This window comes from Actinoplanes sp. 13 (genome assembly GCF_056134165.1).
This window is the reverse complement of the sequence record NZ_JBVYOQ010000044.1, coordinates 1-20,395: the sequence shown is the minus strand read 5'-3', so window position 1 is coordinate 20,395 and position 20,395 is coordinate 1. Positions and strand designations below refer to the sequence as shown.

At 70.1% G+C, this 20,395-nt stretch carries 21 protein-coding genes; 8 read left to right on the top strand and 13 right to left on the bottom strand.

The window, feature by feature from the left end; genetic code table 11:
• Window positions 1-6 precede the first annotated feature (6 nt).
• Together AC0NH5_RS40820 and AC0NH5_RS40815 are read right to left on the bottom strand one after the other, a co-directional pair.
• Entirely contained in the window at window positions 7-291 is a 285-nt protein-coding gene (locus AC0NH5_RS40820) for a PLD nuclease N-terminal domain-containing protein (RefSeq protein WP_474413426.1), read from the bottom strand.
• A gap of 110 nt (window positions 292-401) precedes the next feature.
• A complete protein-coding gene (locus AC0NH5_RS40815; RefSeq protein WP_474413425.1) occupies window positions 402-1,181 on the bottom strand; it encodes an SGNH/GDSL hydrolase family protein in 780 nt (259 codons plus the stop codon).
• A 228-nt stretch (window positions 1,182-1,409) separates the two neighbouring features.
• On the opposite strand from AC0NH5_RS40815, the gene AC0NH5_RS40810 reads away from it, so the two are divergent.
• Window positions 1,410-1,787: a hypothetical protein gene (locus AC0NH5_RS40810; RefSeq protein WP_474413424.1), complete on the top strand. Its 378-nt coding sequence runs from the start codon at window positions 1,410-1,412 to the stop codon at window positions 1,785-1,787.
• A gap of 46 nt (window positions 1,788-1,833) precedes the next feature.
• Here AC0NH5_RS40810 and AC0NH5_RS40805 read toward each other — a convergent pair whose 3' ends face one another.
• The gene (locus AC0NH5_RS40805) at window positions 1,834-2,847 is read right to left on the bottom strand and encodes a LacI family DNA-binding transcriptional regulator (protein ID WP_474413423.1); all 1,014 of its coding nucleotides are present in this window, start codon (window positions 2,845-2,847) and stop codon (window positions 1,834-1,836) included.
• 133 nt (window positions 2,848-2,980) lie between these two features.
• On the opposite strand from AC0NH5_RS40805, the gene AC0NH5_RS40800 reads away from it, so the two are divergent.
• The 5 genes from AC0NH5_RS40800 to AC0NH5_RS40780 are packed head-to-tail and all read left to right on the top strand — an operon-like array spanning window position 2,981 to window position 10,120.
• Entirely contained in the window at window positions 2,981-4,975 is a 1,995-nt protein-coding gene (locus tag AC0NH5_RS40800) for a beta-galactosidase (RefSeq protein WP_474413422.1), read from the top strand.
• Window positions 4,972-5,877 (top strand): carbohydrate ABC transporter permease, encoded by a 906-nt coding sequence (locus tag AC0NH5_RS40795; RefSeq protein WP_474413421.1) that lies wholly within the window; start codon window positions 4,972-4,974, stop codon window positions 5,875-5,877. The genes AC0NH5_RS40800 and AC0NH5_RS40795 overlap by 4 nt, the downstream gene beginning before the upstream one ends.
• Window positions 5,874-6,701 carry a carbohydrate ABC transporter permease gene (locus AC0NH5_RS40790; RefSeq protein ID WP_474413420.1) on the top strand — a complete coding sequence of 276 codons (828 nt, stop codon included), beginning with the start codon at window positions 5,874-5,876 and terminating at the stop codon, window positions 6,699-6,701. Before AC0NH5_RS40795 ends, AC0NH5_RS40790 begins: the two co-directional genes overlap by 4 nt.
• Before the next feature lie 30 nt (window positions 6,702-6,731).
• On the top strand, window positions 6,732-8,063 hold the full coding sequence (locus AC0NH5_RS40785) for an ABC transporter substrate-binding protein (RefSeq protein ID WP_474413419.1): 1,332 nt from the start codon (window positions 6,732-6,734) through the stop codon (window positions 8,061-8,063).
• The gene (locus AC0NH5_RS40780; RefSeq protein ID WP_474413418.1) at window positions 8,060-10,120 is read left to right on the top strand and encodes an alpha-galactosidase; all 2,061 of its coding nucleotides are present in this window, start codon (window positions 8,060-8,062) and stop codon (window positions 10,118-10,120) included. Before AC0NH5_RS40785 ends, AC0NH5_RS40780 begins: the two co-directional genes overlap by 4 nt.
• Window positions 10,121-10,339: 219 nt before the next feature.
• Here the strand turns inward: AC0NH5_RS40780 and AC0NH5_RS40775 are convergent, their stop codons facing one another.
• Genes AC0NH5_RS40775 through AC0NH5_RS40765 form a run of 3 tightly spaced genes read right to left on the bottom strand, consistent with a single transcriptional unit; the run spans window position 10,340 to window position 11,939 of the window.
• Window positions 10,340-10,591, bottom strand: coding sequence for a DUF6510 family protein (locus AC0NH5_RS40775; protein ID WP_474413416.1), 252 nt, complete (start codon window positions 10,589-10,591; stop codon window positions 10,340-10,342).
• A gap of 14 nt (window positions 10,592-10,605) precedes the next feature.
• The gene (locus AC0NH5_RS40770) at window positions 10,606-11,340 is read right to left on the bottom strand and encodes a ferredoxin reductase (RefSeq protein ID WP_474413415.1); all 735 of its coding nucleotides are present in this window, start codon (window positions 11,338-11,340) and stop codon (window positions 10,606-10,608) included.
• Window positions 11,340-11,939, bottom strand: a complete 600-nt coding sequence (locus AC0NH5_RS40765; protein WP_474413414.1) for a sulfite oxidase-like oxidoreductase — start codon at window positions 11,937-11,939, stop codon at window positions 11,340-11,342. Before AC0NH5_RS40765 ends, AC0NH5_RS40770 begins: the two co-directional genes overlap by 1 nt.
• A gap of 115 nt (window positions 11,940-12,054) precedes the next feature.
• Between AC0NH5_RS40765 and AC0NH5_RS40760 the strand changes: the two genes are divergently transcribed.
• Together AC0NH5_RS40760 and AC0NH5_RS40755 are read left to right on the top strand one after the other, a co-directional pair.
• Window positions 12,055-12,489 carry a nitroreductase family deazaflavin-dependent oxidoreductase gene (locus AC0NH5_RS40760; RefSeq protein WP_474413412.1) on the top strand — a complete coding sequence of 145 codons (435 nt, stop codon included), beginning with the start codon at window positions 12,055-12,057 and terminating at the stop codon, window positions 12,487-12,489.
• 64 nt (window positions 12,490-12,553) lie between these two features.
• Window positions 12,554-13,687, top strand: coding sequence for a DUF5925 domain-containing protein (locus AC0NH5_RS40755; protein ID WP_474413410.1), 1,134 nt, complete (start codon window positions 12,554-12,556; stop codon window positions 13,685-13,687).
• A 14-nt stretch (window positions 13,688-13,701) separates the two neighbouring features.
• Here the strand turns inward: AC0NH5_RS40755 and AC0NH5_RS40750 are convergent, their stop codons facing one another.
• From AC0NH5_RS40750 to AC0NH5_RS40720, 7 genes are all read right to left on the bottom strand, one after another.
• The gene (locus tag AC0NH5_RS40750; protein ID WP_474413408.1) at window positions 13,702-15,096 is read right to left on the bottom strand and encodes a multicopper oxidase family protein; all 1,395 of its coding nucleotides are present in this window, start codon (window positions 15,094-15,096) and stop codon (window positions 13,702-13,704) included.
• 6 nt (window positions 15,097-15,102) lie between these two features.
• On the bottom strand, window positions 15,103-15,531 hold the full coding sequence (locus AC0NH5_RS40745) for a hypothetical protein (protein ID WP_474413406.1): 429 nt from the start codon (window positions 15,529-15,531) through the stop codon (window positions 15,103-15,105).
• A 150-nt stretch (window positions 15,532-15,681) separates the two neighbouring features.
• A complete protein-coding gene (locus AC0NH5_RS40740) occupies window positions 15,682-15,975 on the bottom strand; it encodes a DUF1540 domain-containing protein (protein ID WP_474413405.1) in 294 nt (97 codons plus the stop codon).
• A 200-nt stretch (window positions 15,976-16,175) separates the two neighbouring features.
• On the bottom strand, window positions 16,176-17,378 hold the full coding sequence (locus AC0NH5_RS40735; protein WP_474413484.1) for an adenylosuccinate synthetase: 1,203 nt from the start codon (window positions 17,376-17,378) through the stop codon (window positions 16,176-16,178).
• A complete protein-coding gene (locus AC0NH5_RS40730) occupies window positions 17,378-18,337 on the bottom strand; it encodes a hypothetical protein (protein ID WP_474413403.1) in 960 nt (319 codons plus the stop codon). The genes AC0NH5_RS40735 and AC0NH5_RS40730 overlap by 1 nt, the downstream gene beginning before the upstream one ends.
• A gap of 10 nt (window positions 18,338-18,347) precedes the next feature.
• Entirely contained in the window at window positions 18,348-19,232 is an 885-nt protein-coding gene (locus tag AC0NH5_RS40725; RefSeq protein WP_474413401.1) for a hypothetical protein, read from the bottom strand.
• Window positions 19,233-19,305: 73 nt separating this feature from the next.
• A complete protein-coding gene (locus AC0NH5_RS40720; RefSeq protein WP_474413399.1) occupies window positions 19,306-20,055 on the bottom strand; it encodes an NUDIX hydrolase in 750 nt (249 codons plus the stop codon).
• Between the last annotated feature and the right edge of the window lie 340 nt (window positions 20,056-20,395).

The following is a 20,395-nucleotide window of genomic DNA, read 5'->3' as shown; positions in this document are numbered from 1 at the left end:
CGTTGCTCAGATCCCGCGGATCGACTCGGCGAGCATCCGGACGAACTCCGGGTCGTCCTCCGGGCCGATCGGGCCGCGCGGCGCCGGCACGCAGGCTTCCGCGGCCGACGTGGCGCGACCGCTCCGGAACCAGGCGATCGCCCCGGCCACCGGGCAGAGCAGGATCAGCACGATCCAGGCGGCCCGCGGAAACGACCGCGTCCGCGACCGCTCCGTGAGCAGGCAGTCGATCAGCGCCACCACACTGAAAGCGACGACAGCGAAGAAGAGCAGCATGTTCACTCGAGCCATGCGGAGCATCCTGGTCCGCCCCGACAGCCGTTCCGTTCCCCTCCCGGTGCAACCCGGTTGTGTGTGAATGCAGGGCTCGAATCGAGCCCTGCATTCACACAGGTCGGGCGTCAGGCGGCTGAGCCGCTGAAGGCCGGCAGGTATCCGCTGGTGTAGCCGCTCGTGTTCGGGTGGTACGAGTTCTGCGGCGGCACGATGGTCAGCCCGTTGATGAAGGGCCGGGACGAGCACACCCCGCGCCCCGAGAACTCGTCGCGGACCTCGGAGTACACGAACCCGGCGGCCTCCGCGCGCTGTTTGATCATCGCGTCGAGGGCCTCCGCCCCGCTGTTGATCGACCGCCGCTTGGCGAGGCTCATCTCGCAGAGCAGCCGCGACGTGTCGAAGATCAGCGGGTACGACAGCACGACCACCCGGGCGCCCGGAGCCTTGGCCCGGATCGCCTGATAGGTCGCGTCCAGCTTGCCGGGAAGCGTGCTGCTGACGTACGCCTTCCCTTCCGCCACCTTCGCCGCGCAGGCCGAGTCGCTCGAGGTCAGACAGGTGACGATGGTGGGTGCGAAGCCGGCGTCGTTGCCGCCGATCGTGATGCTGACCAGGTCGGCGCCGCTCCGCATGGCGGGCACCTGGGTGTTGACGACGTCGTCGGTCTTGGCGCCGCCGCAGGCGAGGAACTGGAACGAGGCCGGATCGTTCCGGCTCGCCCACTGTGCGGCGTAACTGGAGTTGCTGCGCAGGCAGGTCCCGGACTGCCCGGGCGCGCCGACGCCGCTGGAGTAGGAGTCGCCGAGGGCTACGTAGTCGATGCTCGCCGCCTGGGCGGGTGCGGCGATGGCGAGGCTGAGGACGGTCGAGGTGACGAGAGTGGCTAGGACGTTGGCCGTTCTCATCGATGGCCTCCGGTATCCGCGTGGGGATCTGGGGCCGAAGCGCTTCGGTTACCGCACAGTAAGCCGCGCTTCCGAGAAATGGAATCCGGTGACTTTCTTATTACGTTGTAGTAACATCCATCGATGTGACCTGGGATTATCACACCGGGTGATGTTACGTGTGCGGTGCTCGACGGCCCCCGAGCGGATCTTCAGCGTGTTTCCAGATCAGCGGATTACGGTCATGTCATGGACGAGAAACGAGCCCGCCGGGTCGTCGACAGCCTGCGCACCCGCAACGTGTTCGCTCATCTGAAGCTGCCGCGCGCCGGCGTCACGCAGTACGGGATCCGTGTCGTCCTGCCCGACGGTCGCGAGGCGGTCTGGGACAACGACGGCACCGCCGGGCTCGAGGCGCAGGTCATGCGCAACGGTGTCCTGGTCGGCTTCGTCCCGTCCATCCCCGGCTCGGAGGGCTTCGACGAGCAGGAGATCATCGAGGCGATCGCCACGGCCGACTACGACAAGCCGATCGGCAGGTCCGCCCCGTCGCCCGGCCGGCGCCCGGTGCCGCCACCGCCGCCGCCCACGCTGGCCCAGCGCCTGCGCAGCTTCCGCGGCGCCTGACAAGCGTGTGAAGTTCGGGTGCGATTCGCACCCGAACTTCACACAGTCAGGCTGACTCGCGCCAGACGATCGGGGTGGGGAGGAGCTGCCCGCCCGGCTCCACGTGCTCGCCGTCGAGTTGGCGCAGCACGAGCTGAGCCGCGTACGACCCCAGCTCCTTGGCCGGCTGATGCACGGTGGACAGCGGCGGCTGGCACCGGACCGCCCACGTGCTGTCGTCGAAGCCGACCACGCCCACGTCGCCCGGCACGCTCCGCCCGGCTTCGCGCAGCGCCTCCAGCGCCCCGGCCGCGACAGCGTCCGACGCGGCGAACACCCCGTCGATCGCCGGGTCGCGTTCCAGCAGCGCCCGCATCCCCTTGATGCCGGAGTTGTAGTCGTAGAGCGGCACCTCCACGACCCGGTCGGCGGAGAACCGGTCGCCCAGGGCCGTACGGAATCCGGTCAGCCGGTCTATCCCGGAGTCCCGGTCGAGCGCCGCCGCGATCATGCCGATCCGCTGCCGCCCGCCGTCCCGCAGCCGAGTGGTGATCGCCCGGGCCGAGCCGACGTTGTCTATCCCGACGAAGGGGAGGCTGAGGTCGGGCGGGTGGCCGACGAAGGCGGCCGGCAGGGACAGGTCCGAGAGCACCCGGATGATCGGGTCCCGGGTCCGGGCCGACACCACGATCGCCCCGTCCACGAAGCCGCCGCTCAGGTAGCGGGCGACCCGGGCGGTGTCGCGGGCCGACTCGACGACGAGGCTGACCATCTGGTGGTCGGCCAGCGAGAGCGCCGCGTTCGCCCCCAGCATGATCGAGCCGATGTTGGGGTCGTCGAGGAAGAGTGAGTGCGGTTCGAGCGCCACGAACGCCACCGCCTGCGATCGGCGCATCTTCAGCGCGCGTGCGGCGTTGTTCGGTACGTACCCGACTTCTTCGATGGCGGCCTCGATCGCGGCACGGGCCTCGGCGGAGACGTATCCGCCGTTCAGCACGCGACTGACGGTGCCGCGGGAGACGCCCGCGGCGGCCGCGATGTCGTGCACCGTGGCGCGCTTCTGCGGTTTCGGCCGGGGCATGCGATCACGATAACGCCGCGACTATTGACGGCGTGCCAGGCCAGTCCTACTGTGTGCACGTTCACACATTCGTAACCGGCATCACAGCCGGACGAAATGTGTGCACGTGCACACACTCGTGACCAGGAGTTTTATGAGCACGTTCCCTCTTGCTGGCATCAGCCTCGGCTGTGACTACAACCCGGAGCAGTGGTCGCCGGACGTCTGGCGTGAGGACGTGGCGCTGATGCGCCGGGCCGGCGTCGACCTGGTGGCCGTCAACATCTTCGGCTGGTCGAACCTCGAACCGCGCCCGGGCGACTACCACTTCACCGACCTGGACGAGGTCGTCGAGCTGCTGCACGCCAACGGGATCCGGGTGAACCTGGGCACCGGCACCTCCTCGCCGCCGCCCTGGCTCAGCACGCTGTACCCGGAGATCCTCCCGGTCGCGGCGGACGGCACGGCCCGGTTCCCGGGCGGCCGGCAGGCCTGGTGCCCCAGCTCGCCGGTGTTCCGGGACCGGGCACTGGACCTGGTGGCGCGGGTGGCCCACCGGTACGGCAACCACCCGGCGGTCGCCCTCTGGCACGTCTCCAACGAGCTGGGCTGCCACAACGCGCTCTGCTACTGCGACGTGAGCGCCGAGGCGTTCCGCGAGTGGCTGCGCAGCCGGTACCGGAAGATCGAGACTCTGAACGAGGCCTGGGGCACATCGTTCTGGAGCCAGCGGTACGGCGACTGGTCCGAGATCCAGACGCCGCGCGAAGCCCTCTCGCTGCGCAACCCGGCCCAGATCGTCGACTTCCACCGGTTCAGCTCCGACGAGCTGCTCGGCCACTACCGCGCCGAGGCCGACGTGCTGCGCCTGCACTCGCGGATACCGGTCACCACGAACTTCATGGTCACCGCCCACATCCGCAACCTGGACTACTGGTCCTGGGCGCCGGAGATGGACGTGATCGCCAACGACCACTACCTGGACCACCGCCTCGGTGACCCGGTCGCGGAGCTCTCCTTCGCCGCCGACCTGACCCGTGGCCTGGCCGGTGGCGCGCCCTGGATGCTCATGGAACAGTCGGCCGGCGCGGTCAACTGGCAGCCGCACAACCTGACCAAGGCGCCCGGCGAGATGCTGCGCAACTCGCTGACGCACGTGGCCCGCGGCGCCGACTCGATCTGCTTCTTCCAGTGGCGGGCCTCGGCGCAGGGTGCCGAGAAGTTCCACTCGGCGCTGCTGCCGCACGCCGGCACCGACACCGTCGCCTGGCGCGAGGTGCTGCGGCTCTCCGCGACCCTGGACCGGATCGAGGAGGTGGCCGGCACCCGGGTGGACGCCGACGTCGCGCTGCTCTTCAGCTGGGAATCGTGGTGGTCGGCCGAGGGCGAGGCCCGCCCGTCGCAGGCGGTGCGATATCTCGACCAGGTGCACGCCGCCCACCGGGCGCTGCGCGCACTGGGCGTGACCTGCGACGTGGTCTCCCCGGAGGCCGATCTCAGCGGGTACAAGCTGGTCGTCGTCCCGTGCCTCTACATGGTGCCGGACCCGGCCGCCGAGCGGATCACCGAGTTCGTGCGGGACGGCGGCACCCTGCTGGTCACGTTCTTCAGCGGGATCGTCGACGAGCGGGACCGGATCCGGCTGGGCGGTTACCCGGGCGCGTTCCGTGAGGTGCTGGGCGTGCTGGCCGAGGAATTCGCGCCGCTGCTGCCCGATCACGAGGTCGGGCTCAGCAACGGCGCCCGCGCGCGGCTCTGGACCGAGCGGCTGCGGACCACGACGGCGGAGACGGTGGCGACCTACACCGACGGCCCACTGCCCGGGGTTCCGGCGATCACCCGCAACCGCCACGGCGACGGCACCGCCTGGTACGTGGCCACCGAACTGGACCCGATCGGCCTGCGCGAGCTGGTCGCGGAGGCAGCCGGGACGGCCGGCGTCCGGCCGGCGGGTCCCGCGAACGACGGGTCGGTCGAGGTGGTCCGCCGCCGCGGCGACGACCGCAGCTACCTGTTCGTCGTCAATCACGGGGCCGAACCCGTCGAGATCCCCACCAGCGGGTACGACCTCGTCACCAGCGAGCGGGTGGACGGGTTGCTCCGCGTCGAGGGCGGCGGTGTGGGCGTCGTCCGGGAGGAGACACCGTGAGCACCAGCACCGTCAGCAGAAAGCCGGGCAGCAAGAAGAGGGTGCCGGTCGGCGCGCTGCTCTTCTTCATCCTGCCCTTCGCCCTGCTGTTCGCCGCCTTCTATCTGGCGCCGATCGGGTACGCGATCAAGCAGTCCCTGTACAAGGTGGAGCGCTCCGGCACGTTCGGCCCGGCCCAGGAGGTCTTCGGCGGGCTGGCCCAATATCAGCGCGTCTTCACCGACGGCCCGTTCTGGGAGTCGATCGGCCGGGTGCTGCTGTTCGGCATCGTGCAGGTGCCGGTGATGCTCGGCATCGCGCTGGTCCTGGCGCTGCTGCTCGACTCCGGCCTGGTCCGCGGCCGCCGCTTCTTCCGGCTCGCGTTCTTCGTGCCGTACGCGGTGCCCGGTGTGGTCGCGGCAATCATGTGGGGCTTCCTCTACTCGCCGAACCTGTCGCCGTTCACCGCGCTCACCAGCAACTGGGACCTGCTCTCCGCGGACCTGGTGCTGTGGGCCATGGCGAACGTGGTGACCTGGGTCTACGTCGGCTACAACATGCTGATCATCTACTCCTCGCTGCTGGCCATCCCGCAGGAGGTCTACGAGGCGGCCCGGATGGACGGCGCCGGGGCGATCCGCACGGCCTGGTCCATCAAGATCCCGCTGGTGATGCCGGCGATCGTGCTGACCACCGTCTTCTCGATCATCGGCACGCTGCAGCTGCTGGCCGAGCCGCAGGTCTTCCGGACCTTCAGCTCCGCGGTCTCCAGCACGTACACGCCGAACCTGACCGTGTACTCCACCTCGTCGATCCCCAACTTCAACCTGGCCGCGGCGTTCTCGGTGGTGCTGGCCCTGGCCACGTGCGCCCTGTCCTTCGCGTTCCTCAAGTTGACCCAGCGGCGGGGAGGCGACCAGTGAGGAACCGCATCCTGCCCATGGTGGTGATGGGCGCCGGCACGCTGTATTTCCTGGTGCCGATCTGGTGGCTGGTCGTCGCGTCGTCGAAGACCCGGTCCGAGTTCTCCAGCACCGACCCGCTCTGGTTCGCCGACTTCGCGCTGCTGGACAACCTGGGCGAGCTGTTCGCGTACCGCGACGGCGTCTTCCTGCGCTGGCTGGGCAACAGCCTCGTCTACACCGGCGGGGCCGCGCTGCTCGGCACCGTGCTGGCCGCCATGTGCGGATACGCGCTGGCCAAGTACCGGTTCCCCGGCCGCGAGGCGATCTTCAACGTGGTGCTCAGCGGGGTCCTCGTGCCGGCCACCGCGCTCGCCCTCCCGCTCTTCCTGATCTTCAGCCAGTTCGAGGCGACGAACACCTTCTGGTCGGTCTTCCTGCCCAGCCTGGTGAATCCGTTCGGCGTCTACCTGGCCCGGATCTACGCCACCGCGAGCGTTCCCGACGAGCTGCTCGAGGCGGCCCGGCTGGACGGCTCCGGCGAGGTCCGCACGTTCTTCAAGGTCTCCACGCGACTGATGTTCCCGGCCCTCGTGACGATCTTCCTGTTCCATTTCGTGGCCGTCTGGAACAACTTCCTGCTGCCGCTGATCATGCTCGGCAACGAGCGGCTCTTCCCGGTCACCCTCGGCCTCTACACCTGGAACACCCAGGTCAACCAGATCCCCGAGCTCCGCATGCTGGTGCTCGTCGGCGCGCTCGTCTCGATCGTGCCCCTGGTCGTCGCCTTCCTGCTCCTGCAGCGCTTCTGGCGCAACGGCCTCGGCGCCGGCGCCGTCAAGTAACCCCCTTAATTCCGAAGAAGTGAGGATGAAATGCGTCTTCCGATGCGCTCCTTGAGCATCGCGCTGGTTTCCGCGCTTGCTCTGACCGCCTGTTCCTCGGGCGGCGACGACGAGGCCGGCACCACGGCCGGCGCGGCGAGCTGTGCCCCGTCCTCGGGCCCGGTCACGCTGAACTACACCACCTGGATTCCCGGTATCGAGAACGTGGTGAAGGTCTGGAACGACAAGAACCCGAACATCCAGGTCAAGGTGCAGACCGGCCCGAACGGCAACGGCGGCACCTACCAGAACTTCTTCAACCAGCTGAAGGCCGGCAACGCCCCGGACCTGGGCCACATCGAGTACGACGCGCTGCCCAGCTTCCGCGTCCAGGACGGCCTGACGAACCTGGCCGACTGCTCCGAGGTCACCGCGGCGAAGGACCAGTTCGTCGACTGGACCTGGGGTCAGGTCACCTTCGGCGAGGAGAACTCGGTCTTCGGCGTCCCGCAGGACGCCGGCCCGATGGCGATGTTCTACCGCAAGGACCTGTTCGAGAAGAACAACATCCCGCTGCCCACCACCTGGGAGGAGTACGCCGCGGCCGCGGAGAAGGTGAAGGCCGCCGGCGGCTTCATCACCAACTTCTCGCAGAGCGACATCAACCAGTTCGCCGGGCTCGCCTGGCAGGCCGGCGGCCGCTGGTTCGCCAACGACGGCAGCAAGTGGTCGGTGACCATGGCCGACGACAACACCAAGAAGGTCGCCGACTACTGGCAGGGACTGCTCGACTCCAAGCTGGTCTCCACGGTGCCGCCGTGGACCACCGAGTGGGACAACGCGTACAACACCAGCAAGGCGTGGACCTGGGTGTCCGCGGTGTGGGGCGCCAACTCGATCATGTCCGGCGCGCCGTCGACCTCGGGCAAGTGGGCGGTCGCCCCGATGCCGCAGTGGACCTCCGGCGGCACCGTCGCCGGCAACTGGGGCGGCTCGGCCACCGCGGTCTTCAAGGGCTCGAAGCACCCGTACGAGGCGGCCAAGTTCGCGCTCTGGCTGAACACCTCCGAGGAGGCGCTCACCCTGCTGAACAAGGAGGCGCAGCTCTACCCGGCGACCAAGGCCGGCGCCTCGCTGCCCGCCCTCAAAGAGGGTGTGGACTTCTACGGCGGCCAGGCGATCTACGATGTCTTCGCGCAGGCTTCCACCCAGGTCGCGGCCGACTTCGTCTGGGGACCGACGATGACCTCCACGTACGCCACCGCTTCGGACGGCTTCAAGGCCGCCGTCTCCGGTAACGGCACGCTGACCGACGCGCTGACCAAGGCGCAGACGTCGACGATCGAGAACCTGAAGTCGCAGTCCATCCCGGTGGCCGAGTGACCGTGCTCCACCTGCGCGCCGCGGGCACCAGCCTCGTGCTGGACGCCCGCGGCGCTGCCGTGCCGGCCGTCGTCCACTGGGGCCCGGACCTGGGCGACCTCGACGAGCGCGGGCTCGAGGCGCTGGCCGGCGCCGTGGTGCCCGCCGTGCCGCCGAGCTCCATCGACGTACCGCTGCGATTCTCGCTCCTGCCGTCGCCGGCAGAAGGATGGAGCGGCAGGCCGGCGCTGCGGGGTCACCCGGCCGGGTCGTTCCGGCTGGCCGGTGCGCAGGCTCAGGACAACACGGCGTGGGTACGCTGCGCGAGCACCGACGACACGCTGGCGATCACGACGGAGCTGGAGTTGTCCCCGGAGGGTGTGCTGCGGGTGCGGCACGTCCTGGAGAACTGCGGTGACGCCGGCTTCGACCTGGCCGGGCTCGACGTGGTGCTGCCCGTCCCGGAGCACGCCGCCGAACTGCTCGACTTCACCGGGCTCTGGGCACACGAGCGGGAACCGCAGCGCGCGCCGCTGCGGCACGGGGTGTGGAGCCGGGAGAGCCGGCACGGTCGCCCCGGCCACGACGACGCCTTCCTGATGATGGCCGGTGAGCCGGGCTTCGGCTTCCGGCGCGGCCGGGTCTGGGCCGTACACCTGGCCTGGAGCGGCGACAAACGGGTCTGGGCGGAACGCAACGCGCTCGGTCCCGGCGCGCTCGGCGCCGGCGAACTGCTCGCACCGGGCGAGATCCGGCTGGCGCCCGGCGGCTCGTACCGCACGCCGTGGCTCGTCGCGGTCTTCTCCGACGACGGCATCGACGGGCTCTCCGACCGGCTGCACCCGTGGATCCGCTCCCGTTCCGCGCCGCGGCTGCCCCGGCCGGTCGTGCTGAACACCTGGGAGGCGGTCTACTTCGACCAGAACCTCGAGGTGCTCGGCGCGCTGGCCGACGCGGCCGCTGACGTCGGGGTCGAGCGGTTCGTGCTGGACGACGGCTGGTTCACCGGCCGCCGCGACGACAAGCGGGCCCTCGGCGACTGGACCGTGGACACCTCGGTCTGGCCGTCCGGGCTGCACCCGCTGATCGCCCGCGTGCGCGAGCGCGGGATGGACTTCGGGCTCTGGGTGGAACCGGAGATGATCAGCCCGGATTCGGACCTGGCCCGCGCCCACCCGGACTGGATGCTGAGCGGCGGCCTCACCTGGCGGTGGCAGCACGTCCTCGACCTGGGCAACCCACAGGCGTACGCCCATCTGCTCGACCGCCTGTCGGCGCTGCTCACCGAATATCCGATCGCGTTCCTCAAGTGGGATCACAACCGGGACCTGCTCGTCCCCGGCTCGCACCGGCAGACCACCGCGCTGTACCGGCTGCTCGCCGAGCTGCGGGCGGCATTCCCGCACGTGGAGATCGAGAGCTGCGCCTCCGGCGGCGCCCGGATCGACCTCGGCATCCTCGAACTGGTCGACCGGTTCTGGACCTCGGACACGAACGACCCGCTGGACCGGCAGCGGATCCAGCGGTGGACCGGGGTGCTGATCCCGCCGGAATATCTCGGCGGGCACCTCGGCGACGGGACGGCGCATGTCACCGGTCGTACCTCGGCGCTGGGCTTCCGGCTGGCCACCGCCCTGTTCGGCAGCGCCGGCATCGAATGGAACCTGACCGCGGCCTCGCCCACCGAACGCGCCGAGATCGCCGCGTGGATCGCCGAGTACAAGCGGCTGCGCCCGCTGCTGCACACCGGCGTGGTGGTCCGCGCCGACGCGGCGGACGCGGCACACCAGCTGCACGGGGTGGTCGGCCGCGACCGTTCTGAGGCGCTGTTCGCCCTGGTGGCGATGGGGTCCCCGCGGTCCGCCCTGCCGCCGCCGGTGCGATTCCCCGGGCTGGACCCGGACCGTCTCTACACGGTCCGCCCGCTGGGCACGCCGCCCCGCGTCATGCAGGACGCGCCGCCGGCCTGGCTCGCCGCCGGCTCTGTCACGTTGCCCGGCCGCGTCCTCGCGGAGGTCGGCCTCCCGGCGCCGCTGCTGACCCCCGAACAGGCCCTCCTGCTAACCGTCACCGCCTGAGCCCGCGTGTGAACTTCGGGTGCGTATCGAGCCGGAAGTTCACACGCTGGCTTGCCGCTCGGGGGTGTGTGAAGTTGGGGTGCGTATCGAGCCGGAAGTTCACACGCTGGCTTGCCGCTCGGGGGTGTGTGAAGTTGGGGTGCGTATCGAGCCGGAAGTTCACACGCTGGCTTGCCGGTCGGGGGTGTGTGAAGTTGAGGTGCGGAGCGAACCGCAGGTTCACACGCTGAATTCGAGGCGGGTGGTGCCGGGCAGGCTGAGGAGGACGCGGTCGGGGGTGCGGACCAGGAGCAGGATCACGTCGGCGCAGCCGGGGCAGCGGCCGACCAGTCCCGGCGCCGGCTCCCATACCCGAAGGGTGGCCACGGCACCGGCGTGACCGCAGCCCGCGCAGGTGAAGGTCGCGCTGGTCACGTCGGCGGCGAAGACCTCGCGCAGGTCACCGGCGAGCGCGTTGCCGTCCAGTTCCATGGGCCGCTCCTTCGTCAGGCTCCGCCGAACCTCTCGGTGCGGATGCGCTTGGGGTCGTGCCCGAGAGCGACCAGGATGTCCGCGGCCGTCTCGACGAACGAGGTGGGCCCGCAGACGAAGCAGTCCGGCTGGAAGTCCGGCGGCCAGCCGTGCGTGTTGAGGGTCGCCACGTCGATCCGTTTCGGCGGCGCCGGCCAGCCCGCGGGCGTCTTGCGGGTGTAGACGAGGTGCACGTCCAGGCCGGGGTCGTCGCGGACCCGCCGGCGCAGCTCCTCGGCGTAACAGGCGTCCTCGGGCGTACGCACCGAATAGATCAGCCGGAACGGCTGCCGCCCGCGGGCCAGGCCCCGGGCCCGGATCATCGACATCAGCGGCACCACCCCGGAGCCGCCGGCGACCAGCAGCACCGGCGCCGGCTGCGCCTGACGCCAGACGAACCAGCCGCCGACCGGGCCGCGCAGCTCGATCCGGTCACCCTTCTCCACCACGTCCGTGAGGTACGGCGACACCTCGCCGTCGTCCAGCCGCTGCACCGTCAGCTCGACCGGGCCGGACGGCTCCCACGCCGAGGCGATCGAGTAGCTGCGCTGGGCGGTGTAGCCGTCCTCGGCCGTGAGCCGGATGTCGACGTGCTGGCCGGGGAGGTGGCCCGGCCACTCCGGCACGTCCAGCACGAGCGTGCGCGCCGACGGTGTCTCCTGGCGCACGCCGGTGACGGTGGCCACCCGCCAGGTGATCCGGCCGCGCATCAGTCGCCGTGGTAACGCTGCTCGGACCAGGGGTCGCCGTACATGTGGTAGCCGGCGGCCTCCCAGAAGCCGGGTTCGTCCTCGGGCATCATCCGCAGCCCGTTGACCCATTTCGCCGACTTCCAGAAGTACAGGTGGGGGATCAGCAGCCGGGCCGGTCCGCCGTGCTCCGGGTGCAGCGGCTCGCCGTCGTACTCGTACGCGATCCACGCCTTGCCGTCCAGCAGGTCCTCGACCGGGACGTTGGTGGTGTAGCCGCCGAAGCTGTGGGCCATCGCGTAGTCGGCGGCCGACTCGACGTCCGCCAGCAGGGTGTCCAGCGAGACGCCCTTCCAGCCGGTGCCGAACTTCGACCACTTCGTCACGCAGTGGATGTCGACCGTGATCTCCTCGGCCGGCAGCGCGGTGAACTCGTCCCAGTTCCAGGTGTGCTTCTCGCCGGTCTCGGTGACGATCGAGAAACTCCACCGGTCCAGCGGGATCCGCGGGGTCGGCCCGGCGGAGAGCACCGGGAAGTCGTGCGTCTGGTACTGGCCGGGCGGCAGGTCGGGCGACGGGTCACGCCGCCGCCCGCCGAAGCCACGGGAGATGATGCCCATGGGGTATGAGTAAACCTCACCCACGTCACCTTGGGGACCATGCTGTCACGGTGCCGCTGGTCACCCGCTGGACCGCAGCACCCGGGAGACGCCGATCCGCTCTATGCTCGGGATCATGCCGCTGACTGGTGAGTACGCACCGAGCACGTCCGCCTGGGCCCGCGACCAGGCCGAGAAGTACGAGTCCACCGACGGTGCCGAGGCCAACACCATCGTGGGCAAGCCGATCATCGTGATGACGAGTGTCGGCGCGAAGACCGGCCTGCTGCGCAAGACCGCGCTGATGCGCGTCGAGCACGACGGGGAGTACGCGGTGGTCGGCTCCCTCGGGGGCGCGCCGAAGCACCCGGTCTGGGTCCACAACATCCGCAAGTACCCGCACGTCGAGCTGCAGGACGGCCCGGACAAGCGGGACTACGACGTGCGCGAGCTCTCCGGCGACGAGCGGGAGCTGTGGTGGGAGCGTTCGGTCGAGGCCTACCCGCCGTACGCGGAGTACCAGACCAAGACCGACCGGCTCATCCCGGTGTTCCTGCTCACGCCCCGGTGAACCACAGCACTCGACCGTGGGAAAACGAGATGCCGAAGGAGCCCCGCCCTCGGATCATGGGGTGATGCGCGTACCGCATCAGCCTGTGGACCGGACCGCGGCAGCCCGCCCGACCGGGCCGGGCGGTCTCAGCCTGCCGCTCGCCGGGTCGGTCGACGACGACGACCGGCTCGTCGACGTCGTGGACCTGATGGCGCTCGACGCCTTCGTGACCGGCCGCGAACCGTTCGGCCGCACGAAATATCTGGAGAACCTGCGTGCCGAGGCGCCGCTGTCGCTCGAAGGCGCGCGGCTGGTCCGTGACGCCAAGGACGACGACGGGCACGGCTGGCTGAGCGTCGGCGACGGCTGGTCGCTGCACGTGACCCGCTGGAAGCAGAGCCGCCGGGCCCGGGTCGCGGTCACCGCGGTCAGCGCCGAGCTGGCCGAGAAGGTGCTCGCCGAGGCCGTCGACGGCGCCTGCGAGGAGCCGGCCCCGAGCCCGGACAGCGTGCCGATCGGCTTCTGGCATCACAGCCAGCACGGCCCGCGCCGGACCGAGCGGGAGATCGGCGCCACCGGCTGGGAGCAGATCCGGGTGAACTACGCCCGGCCGGTCGCCGAGACCCTGGAACGGCTGATGGCGGTGGACGCCACCGCGGTCACCGGCCGTCTCCTGCTGCTGCACGGCGAGCCCGGCACCGGCAAGACCACCGCGTTGCGCGCCCTCGCCCAGCAGTGGCGGTCCTGGTGCCAGGTGGACTGCGTCCTCGACCCGGAACGCCTGTTCGCCGACCCGTCCTATCTGATGAACGTGGCGCTGGGCAGCGACGACGGCGAGCAGAAGTGGCGGCTGCTGATGCTGGAGGACTGCGACGAGCTGATCCGCGGCGAGGCCAAGGCGAGCGCCGGGCAGGCCTTGTCCCGGCTGCTCAACCTGACCGACGGGCTGCTCGGTCAGGGCCGCAACGCGCTGATCGCGATCACCACGAACGAGGACCTCTCGGCGCTGCACCCCGCGGTGGTCCGGCCGGGGCGGTGCCTGGCCAGCATCGAGGTCGGGCGCCTGCCGTACGCCGAGGCGGTCGCGTGGCTCGGCCGGTCCGCCGGGATCGGCCCGGACGGCGCGACGCTCGCCGAGCTCTACGCGCTGAAGACGGGCGCCGCCCCGGTGACCGTCCCGCAGCAGGAGCCGCAGATCGGTGGGATGTACCTCTAGGTCTGTCCCGCCGCTCACTCCGGGACGTTGCCCGCGTCGCCGCCGACCCGGAACGGCGTGCTGATCCCCTCGTAGGCGAGGTGGGCGACCAGCCCCTCGGGGACGTGTTCGAGGTTGTGGCAGTGGTCCGCCCAGATGCCCGGGTTGTCGGCCACGAAGGCGATCTCGTAACTGTCCCCGTCGGCGACGTCGAGCGAGTCGACCCACCACGGGCTGCCGGTGGCCGGGGTCCCGTTGCGGCTGAGCACCACCGCGTGGTGGCCGTGCAGGTGCATCGGGTGCACCTCGCCGCTGGAGTTGCGCACCGTCATGCGGACCACGTCGCCGGTGCGCACCATGAACATCGGGACGTCCGGGAACAGCCGGCCGTTGACCGTCCACCACAGACCCGGCACGCCGTCGAGGAACCCGGGCCGCCGGCCGATGCGGTAGTCGAACACCCGGGACGCGCTGCCCGGGTCCAGTCCCAACGGCGCCGGACGTCCGTACGACAGAAGGTCGACAAGCTCGCGCGGCTCCGCCGAGGCCTCGCCCGATCCGATGGCGGCGCCGCCGCCGACGTCCAGCCGGCCCGGCGCGGTGAACGCCAGATCGACCCGCCCGCCGGCCGTGACCAGCACCGCCTTCCCGCTGATCTCGGCCGGCTGGTGCACGTCGCGGCCGTCGACGGCGACCACCCGGTACCCGGTCCCGCTGACCCGGACCCGGATCGGGCCGGCATCCGTGTTGATCACCCGGGCCCGCACCGGCTCGCCCGGCGCGGCGTCGAGCGCGGAGAGGCCGGGTGTCCCGTTGATCGTCCGCCGGCCGGCGTAGGTGTGCACCGCGACCACCGGGTCCCGGGCGGTGAGCTTCCGGGCAGGCGTCACGACCAGCGCGCCGAACAGGCCACCTCGCACCTGCTCGTGCGAGACCTGGTGCGAGTGGTACCAGTAGGTGCCGGCGTCCTCGGCGACGAACCGGTAGACGTGCCGCCCGCCGATGCCGACCGCGTCCTGGGTGAGCCCGGCGACCCCGTCCTCCCCGTTCGGCACGTCGACGCCGTGCCAGTGCAGGGTCACGCCGTCCGGTATCGACTCGTTGATCAGGGTCACCTCCACGAGCTGACCCTGGCCCGCGCGGATCTCCGGGCCGGGCGAGGTGCCGTTCAGCGTGTAGCTGTCGCCGTCCCGGCGTGCGGTGAGGGTGACGGCCACCTCCGGTGTGCCGGACGGGCCGCGCAGGCCGGCGACGCTGAGGGCGCCGGTGTGGTGATGAGCTGTGACCGGGCCGCCGCCGTGGTCGGCGTGGCCCATCGCGGCCATGTCGTAGGTGCCGGGGACCAGGCTGTCGTACCAGAACCAGCCCAGCGGCCCGAGCACCGTGAGGGCCGCCACCGAGGCGATGGCGGCCCGGGCACCGGTGCGCACGGCGGGTCAGACGGCGGCCGGCTGGGCCGGCGCCGTGGTGGTGACCTTGGCCTTGCGGGCGGCGATCTCGGCGACCATGGCGACGGCGGCCGCGTTGAGTCCGTGCAGCAGGCCCAGCATCGGGGCGGCGAAGCCGGCGAACGCCAGGAAGACCTGCAGGACGACCACGCCCAGCACGATCAGCGCCCAGGTGATGCCGCCGGGGATCCGGGCGAAGAACGACACGATCAGCAGGCTGAGCGCGAGCAGCGGGATCACGGCCATGCCGACCTGGCGGTGCACGACGTGCGCCCAGTTGTCCACAGTGTTCTTGTCCAGGACCGTCCCGGCGTCGAGGTCGTTCAGGACGATGAACCAGGCGCCGGCGATCACCGCGAGCTGCAGAAGCACCAGGAACGGTATGGATGACGCGATGATTCGATATGTCGTACGCATCGGATTATCCCCCTTCGAGCCGACCTTCTCAGCATCGAGGTGGGTCGACGAAGGAGCAATACGCCGGGGGGCGTATCCCCTGGTAGGGCCAGGGGCGTACGGATACGGAAAGGGCCCGCCGGCACGGCGGGCCCTGCGAGGTCGGGTCGATCAGGCGTGCTCGTAGGTCAGGCAGTCGGCCCGGTCGGTGGAGGCGCCCACGGTGATCGCCGGGGCCCGGCACTCCAGGTTCGCGTTGTACTTGCAGTCGGCCCGCTTGCAGGCGCCGACCTGAGCGGTCGCCACACCCATGCCGCCCTGGTCGCCGGTGTCGATGAAGGTGTCGCACTCGGCGCTGCTCAGGCTTCCGATCGTGATCGCGAAGGCGGTGCAGCCGTCGTGGTTGTAGCCGCATTCGGCGACCGTACAGGTCTGCACCCGCGGCATGTTCATCATCTGCGTCATGGTTACCAGCTCCCTGTTGGTCAATGGCCTCTCGACGACACTAACCCGCATCGGGGACTGTTTCCACTTATCCCATTGATGTTGTCATAAAGATTCGCAGCCTTAGGTAAGGCAAGCCTACGAGCCATGAGGTAAGCCTTCCCTCAGCCCTTGTTAGGCAAGTCTTTCCTGTTCCGGGCGCTTCTGGTTTGGGGTCCCGGTCACCGGGTAATTGTCACACGCTTATCCGAGGACCGGGGCCCGTGAGATTCCAGAAATACCGGTGAACCCAGCAGATCGGCGATCTCGGCGGCCCAGTCGTCAGGTCGGTAAAGCGAATCCGGGCGGGCCCGCAGCAATTTTTCCGCCATTTTCTCCTGATGACGCAGGTCGCGGTGCGGCCCTGGCGTGATCCGGTCCCAGCGCTCGCCGTCGACCCGGTAGGAGCCGCAGATCCGCAGCCCCGGACAGCGCTCCGGCACGTCGAGGTGCGTGACGGCGAGCCCGTCGACACCGCCGGCCACCTCCACCGCGTACCGGTGGGCGACCGCGTCGAAGTGCCCGGTCCGGAACGTGCCCTGCCACTCGTCCCGGCCGTTGTGCGCCTCCGGCAGATCCAGCTCCGGCGCCTCGGAGACGAACGGCCCGGCGCCGTGCCGGGTGGTGTAGGTGCGCACCACGCCCAGCCGGCGGAACGAACCGCAGAGCGCGGCCACGTTGTCGAAAGTGGTGGTCGACCAGGTGGTGTGCGGGTGCCAGCCGCGCCACTCGTCCAGCAGCACGCCCTGCGCGCCCTCGAAGACGCAGGGACCCTCGGCCAGCAGACGGCCGGTGTGATCCGGGCCGACGACACGGACGGTGGCGGCGAAAGCGGTGAAGGCGTCCACCACGGCCTCGACCGGCACGTCGTGGTCGGCGCCGAGCGCGTCCCGGACCGCGGTCAGGCGGCGGCGCAGGCGGGTGGGGGAGAGGGTGTCGGCGACCCGGGGAGCATCGGAGTGCTCCAGCGCGTACGCCATCGTCTCGCCGATGCCCATGCCGCACGAACCGTGCCGCCGACCGCCCCGCGCAAGCTCCCGGCGCCGATTCGCGGCGCGATGCCACGGAGTGGCGAGCAGTGCGTCCCCATCGATGGTCAGCAGGTGGAACGGGTTCCCGAGGGCCCGTGCCTCGGCAGCCAGCGCCGTCGGATCGACCACCGTGAAGCGGGTCAGGTGAGTCGGCACGCCCCGCAGCGTCCCCGACCCGAACTGGGCGAACGTGTGGTGCCTGCCGTCCTCGGTGACCACGTTGTGGGCGGCCTGCGCGCCCCCGTTGAACCTCAGGACGGCCCGGGTCCTGCCGGCGGCGCAGATCGCGTCCACGACGGTGCCCTTGCCGGCGTCCCCGTAACCCAGATCGACGACGGCGAGGTGCTCGTCGATCACAGCCGCTTGTTCCCGCTCGGCCCCGAGGTGATCTCGAACGGCGCGTCCCGGACCACGACGGCGCGTTGCAACGGCGCCAGCGCCCGGCCGACCGAGCTGCTCGCCGTCGAACCGACGTCGGCCAGGTCGGTGAGGCCCTCGTCCAGCTCGATGGCGTCCTCGCCGAGGCCCACGGTCAGCGCGATGGTCTCGCACACCGCGTCCAGGTCGTCGAGCTCCAGCACGTTCTGCCCGAGCAGCCCGCGCCAGCGGTCCAGGACCTCCTTGTCGCCGCCCCAGCCGGCCGCGGTGGGCAGGATGAAGTAGACGTCGTACTTGCGCTGGAGCTCCTTGATGATCTCCTCGGTCTTCAGCGGCCGGGGGAGCTCGTCGCCGATCACCGCCTTGACCTCGGCGGGCTTGACCTGCGGGTACGGCATCTCGTCGCCGATGATGAACAGGTAGCCCCGCCGGCCGCGATTGATCATCGAGTCCAGGATCGTGTGCCGGGCCAGGAAGTACAGGGCCAGCTCGTAGGACTCCCGCTTCTGACCGCCGCCGCCGCCCTCCAGCACGATCTTCGCCAGGTCCTCGTCCATCCGGTTGTCCGACTCGAACTGCCCGACCTGCAGCGGCGCCCGGTCACAGGTCGCGTCCCCGACCGCGCCGAACATGATCTGCGGGTCGATCGCGTAGCCCCGCCTGGTCAGCAGGCCGAGCAGCTGCGGCAGCTTGGTCTGCAGGGCCCGCGGGACGGTGCCCATCGAGCCGGTCACATCGAACAGGACCGCGATCGGCGTGCTGAACGGGTGCTCGTCGCTGTCCCGGCTCTCCCGCATGAACACCCCGTGCGGGTCCAGATCCGGGTGCACCCGGCGGGCGCCGCTGTCGCTGTACGCGAAGGCGCTCTGCCCGGAGGCGGCGCGGTAGTCGGCCGCCGCGGTGTAGACGTCAGTGGACCATCGTCCGCTTCCCATGTCTTCCTCCTCAGTTCCGGTACCGCTGGGGGATGATCGCGTCGAGCTCGGCCAGCAGCGCCCAGGCGTCCTGCGGGCGCATCCGTTCGTTCTGATAGGCACAGCCGGCCGCGAAACGCTGCAACGTCCGCGGCATCTGCTCGCCGATCAGCCGGGTCATCAATCCGGTAGCCATGTAGATGTCGGTGGCCGGTCCGGCGGTCTTCGCCAGCAGCACCTCCGGGGGATAGGCAGACTCCTCTGCTTTCACTATCGCTCCAGGTCGATGTCCCGCATAGCACCAATCCACCAGAACCAGTCCGCGATCCCGCCGGTTGATCAGCACATGCGACCCCAGAACGGCGCCGTGCACCACACCGGCGCGGTGCGCCCACCCGAGCGCCACCAGCAGTCTTCGCCAGATCCAGATCCCGGTTTCCAGCGTCACGCGGGTTTCGCCGACCGGCTCGGTGTACTTCTGCCGCTTGACCACATTGACGTGCCGTCTTCGCCGCGCGTCATCCTCATGGACGAAACTGTCGATCAGTTTCGGCGCGTAGGCGCGGAACCGCGGGTCACCCTTGGAGTGCAGCCGGCGCAGAGAATCGGCCTCGGCCCGCATGAGATCGTTGTCGGCCGGATCGCGAGGGACCTTGAGCAGGACGTCGCCGTCGCTGGTGAAAAGGTCGGCGATGTCGCCCCTCCGGAAGACCCCGGCGCGGTGACTCCGGTAAAGATCGGACAGCTTCGCGCAGGCCTGCGTCGCGGTCGCGCGCCGCGGCGCGGCGACGGTGTCCGGATGGACCAGCTTGACCCATCTGCGGTACGCCTTCGTCAGGTCGCTCTCGCCCGCACTGAGATCCTGGAAGGTGCTCGCCGCCATGATCCGCGGAACCGCCTCGTCGAAGGTGATCACCTGATCCACCTCCGTCGCTGCCGGCGGTGCCGTCCGCGGTAACGGGCCGGCCTGGGCGGACGCTCCTTCTTCGTCATCGCACCCGGTCCTCTCTGGTCGGCCGCAACAGCGCGGGGTGCAGCAGTTTGGCGTCGCCGGCCCGGTAGAGCTTGGCCCGCGGCCCGCCGCGCTCCCCGCCGCGCGCCGTGGTCCCGCCGGTGCCCTCCACGAAGCCCGGCACCGAGAGCACCTTGCGGTGGAAGTTGCCGGCGTGCAGCTCCTCGCCCCAGACGGCGGCGTAGACCTGCCGGAGCTCGCTGATCGTGAACTCGGGGTTGGTGAAGGCGGTCGCGAGAGGGGTGTACTCCAGCTTGGCGCGAGCCCGTTCCAGGCCGTCGGCGAGGATCTCGTCGTGGTCGAAGGCCAGGTCCTTGGCCTCGTCGACCGGCACCCAGTAGGCGCGGGCGGCGTCGGAGCCGGCAGTGGGCTCGGGCAGCTCGGGGGCGAAGGCCAGGTAGGCGACGGAGATGACGCGCATCCGGGGGTCACGGTCGGGGGTGCCGTAGGACTTGAGCTGCTCCAGGTGGACGCGGTCGAGGTCGCCGGTGCCGGGGTTGAGGCCGGTTTCCTCGGCGAACTCCCGCCTCGCGGCCTCGTCGAGGGTCTCCGCCTTGACGAAGCCGCCGGGGAGGGCGCGGTGGCCGGCGTAGGGCGGGGCGCCGCGCTCGACGAGCAGGACGCAGAGCTTGGCGTCCCGGATCGTCAGAGCCACGACGTCCACGGTGACCGCGACGGATGGGTATCTCGCAGGGTCGTAGCCGGCGAGGAAGCTCGTTTCGTCCATGGTGGCTGCCTTCGCTTCATTCTCTCCATGAGTATTACTCGATATGAGAAGAACTTAGCGTGCATTGGCGAGCTTCGTCAAGCTCGGAGACGGCAGTTGTAGATCCGCCTGATCTGGAATCACACCGGCTTTTGATGCCGGTCCCCAAGGTGTTGGCTCGTGAGGCTGGTCGGGGTGCCTGGGAGGCTGGAGACCGGTCAATATCCTCCATGGCATAGGTCCGACATATGAGGATCTTTCCTGCTCTGGGGGTCCGAAACGCTACGAATAGTTACGCTTCCCGCGAGACGGCCCGCGACGGTGCACCCGTACGGCTGGGCCCAGCAATCCAGCGACGTGG

Excerpts from the sequence above, each read along its gene's own strand:
- AC0NH5_RS40820 (WP_474413426.1), bottom strand. The coding sequence starts at position 291 with ATGGCTCGAGTGAACATGCTGCTCTTCTTCGCTGTCGTCGCTTTCAGT.
- AC0NH5_RS40815 (WP_474413425.1), bottom strand. The coding sequence starts at position 1,181 with ATGAGAACGGCCAACGTCCTAGCCACTCTCGTCACCTCGACCGTCCTC.
- AC0NH5_RS40810 (WP_474413424.1), top strand. The coding sequence starts at position 1,410 with ATGGACGAGAAACGAGCCCGCCGGGTCGTCGACAGCCTGCGCACCCGC.
- AC0NH5_RS40805 (WP_474413423.1), bottom strand. The coding sequence starts at position 2,847 with ATGCCCCGGCCGAAACCGCAGAAGCGCGCCACGGTGCACGACATCGCG.
- AC0NH5_RS40800 (WP_474413422.1), top strand. The coding sequence starts at position 2,981 with ATGAGCACGTTCCCTCTTGCTGGCATCAGCCTCGGCTGTGACTACAAC.
- AC0NH5_RS40785 (WP_474413419.1), top strand. The coding sequence starts at position 6,732 with ATGCGTCTTCCGATGCGCTCCTTGAGCATCGCGCTGGTTTCCGCGCTT.
- AC0NH5_RS40775 (WP_474413416.1), bottom strand. The coding sequence starts at position 10,591 with ATGGAACTGGACGGCAACGCGCTCGCCGGTGACCTGCGCGAGGTCTTC.
- AC0NH5_RS40770 (WP_474413415.1), bottom strand. The coding sequence starts at position 11,340 with ATGCGCGGCCGGATCACCTGGCGGGTGGCCACCGTCACCGGCGTGCGC.
- AC0NH5_RS40765 (WP_474413414.1), bottom strand. The coding sequence starts at position 11,939 with ATGGGCATCATCTCCCGTGGCTTCGGCGGGCGGCGGCGTGACCCGTCG.
- AC0NH5_RS40760 (WP_474413412.1), top strand. The coding sequence starts at position 12,055 with ATGCCGCTGACTGGTGAGTACGCACCGAGCACGTCCGCCTGGGCCCGC.
- AC0NH5_RS40755 (WP_474413410.1), top strand. The coding sequence starts at position 12,554 with ATGCGCGTACCGCATCAGCCTGTGGACCGGACCGCGGCAGCCCGCCCG.
- AC0NH5_RS40745 (WP_474413406.1), bottom strand. The coding sequence starts at position 15,531 with ATGCGTACGACATATCGAATCATCGCGTCATCCATACCGTTCCTGGTG.
- AC0NH5_RS40740 (WP_474413405.1), bottom strand. The coding sequence starts at position 15,975 with ATGACGCAGATGATGAACATGCCGCGGGTGCAGACCTGTACGGTCGCC.
- AC0NH5_RS40730 (WP_474413403.1), bottom strand. The coding sequence starts at position 18,337 with ATGGGAAGCGGACGATGGTCCACTGACGTCTACACCGCGGCGGCCGAC.
- AC0NH5_RS40720 (WP_474413399.1), bottom strand. The coding sequence starts at position 20,055 with ATGGACGAAACGAGCTTCCTCGCCGGCTACGACCCTGCGAGATACCCA.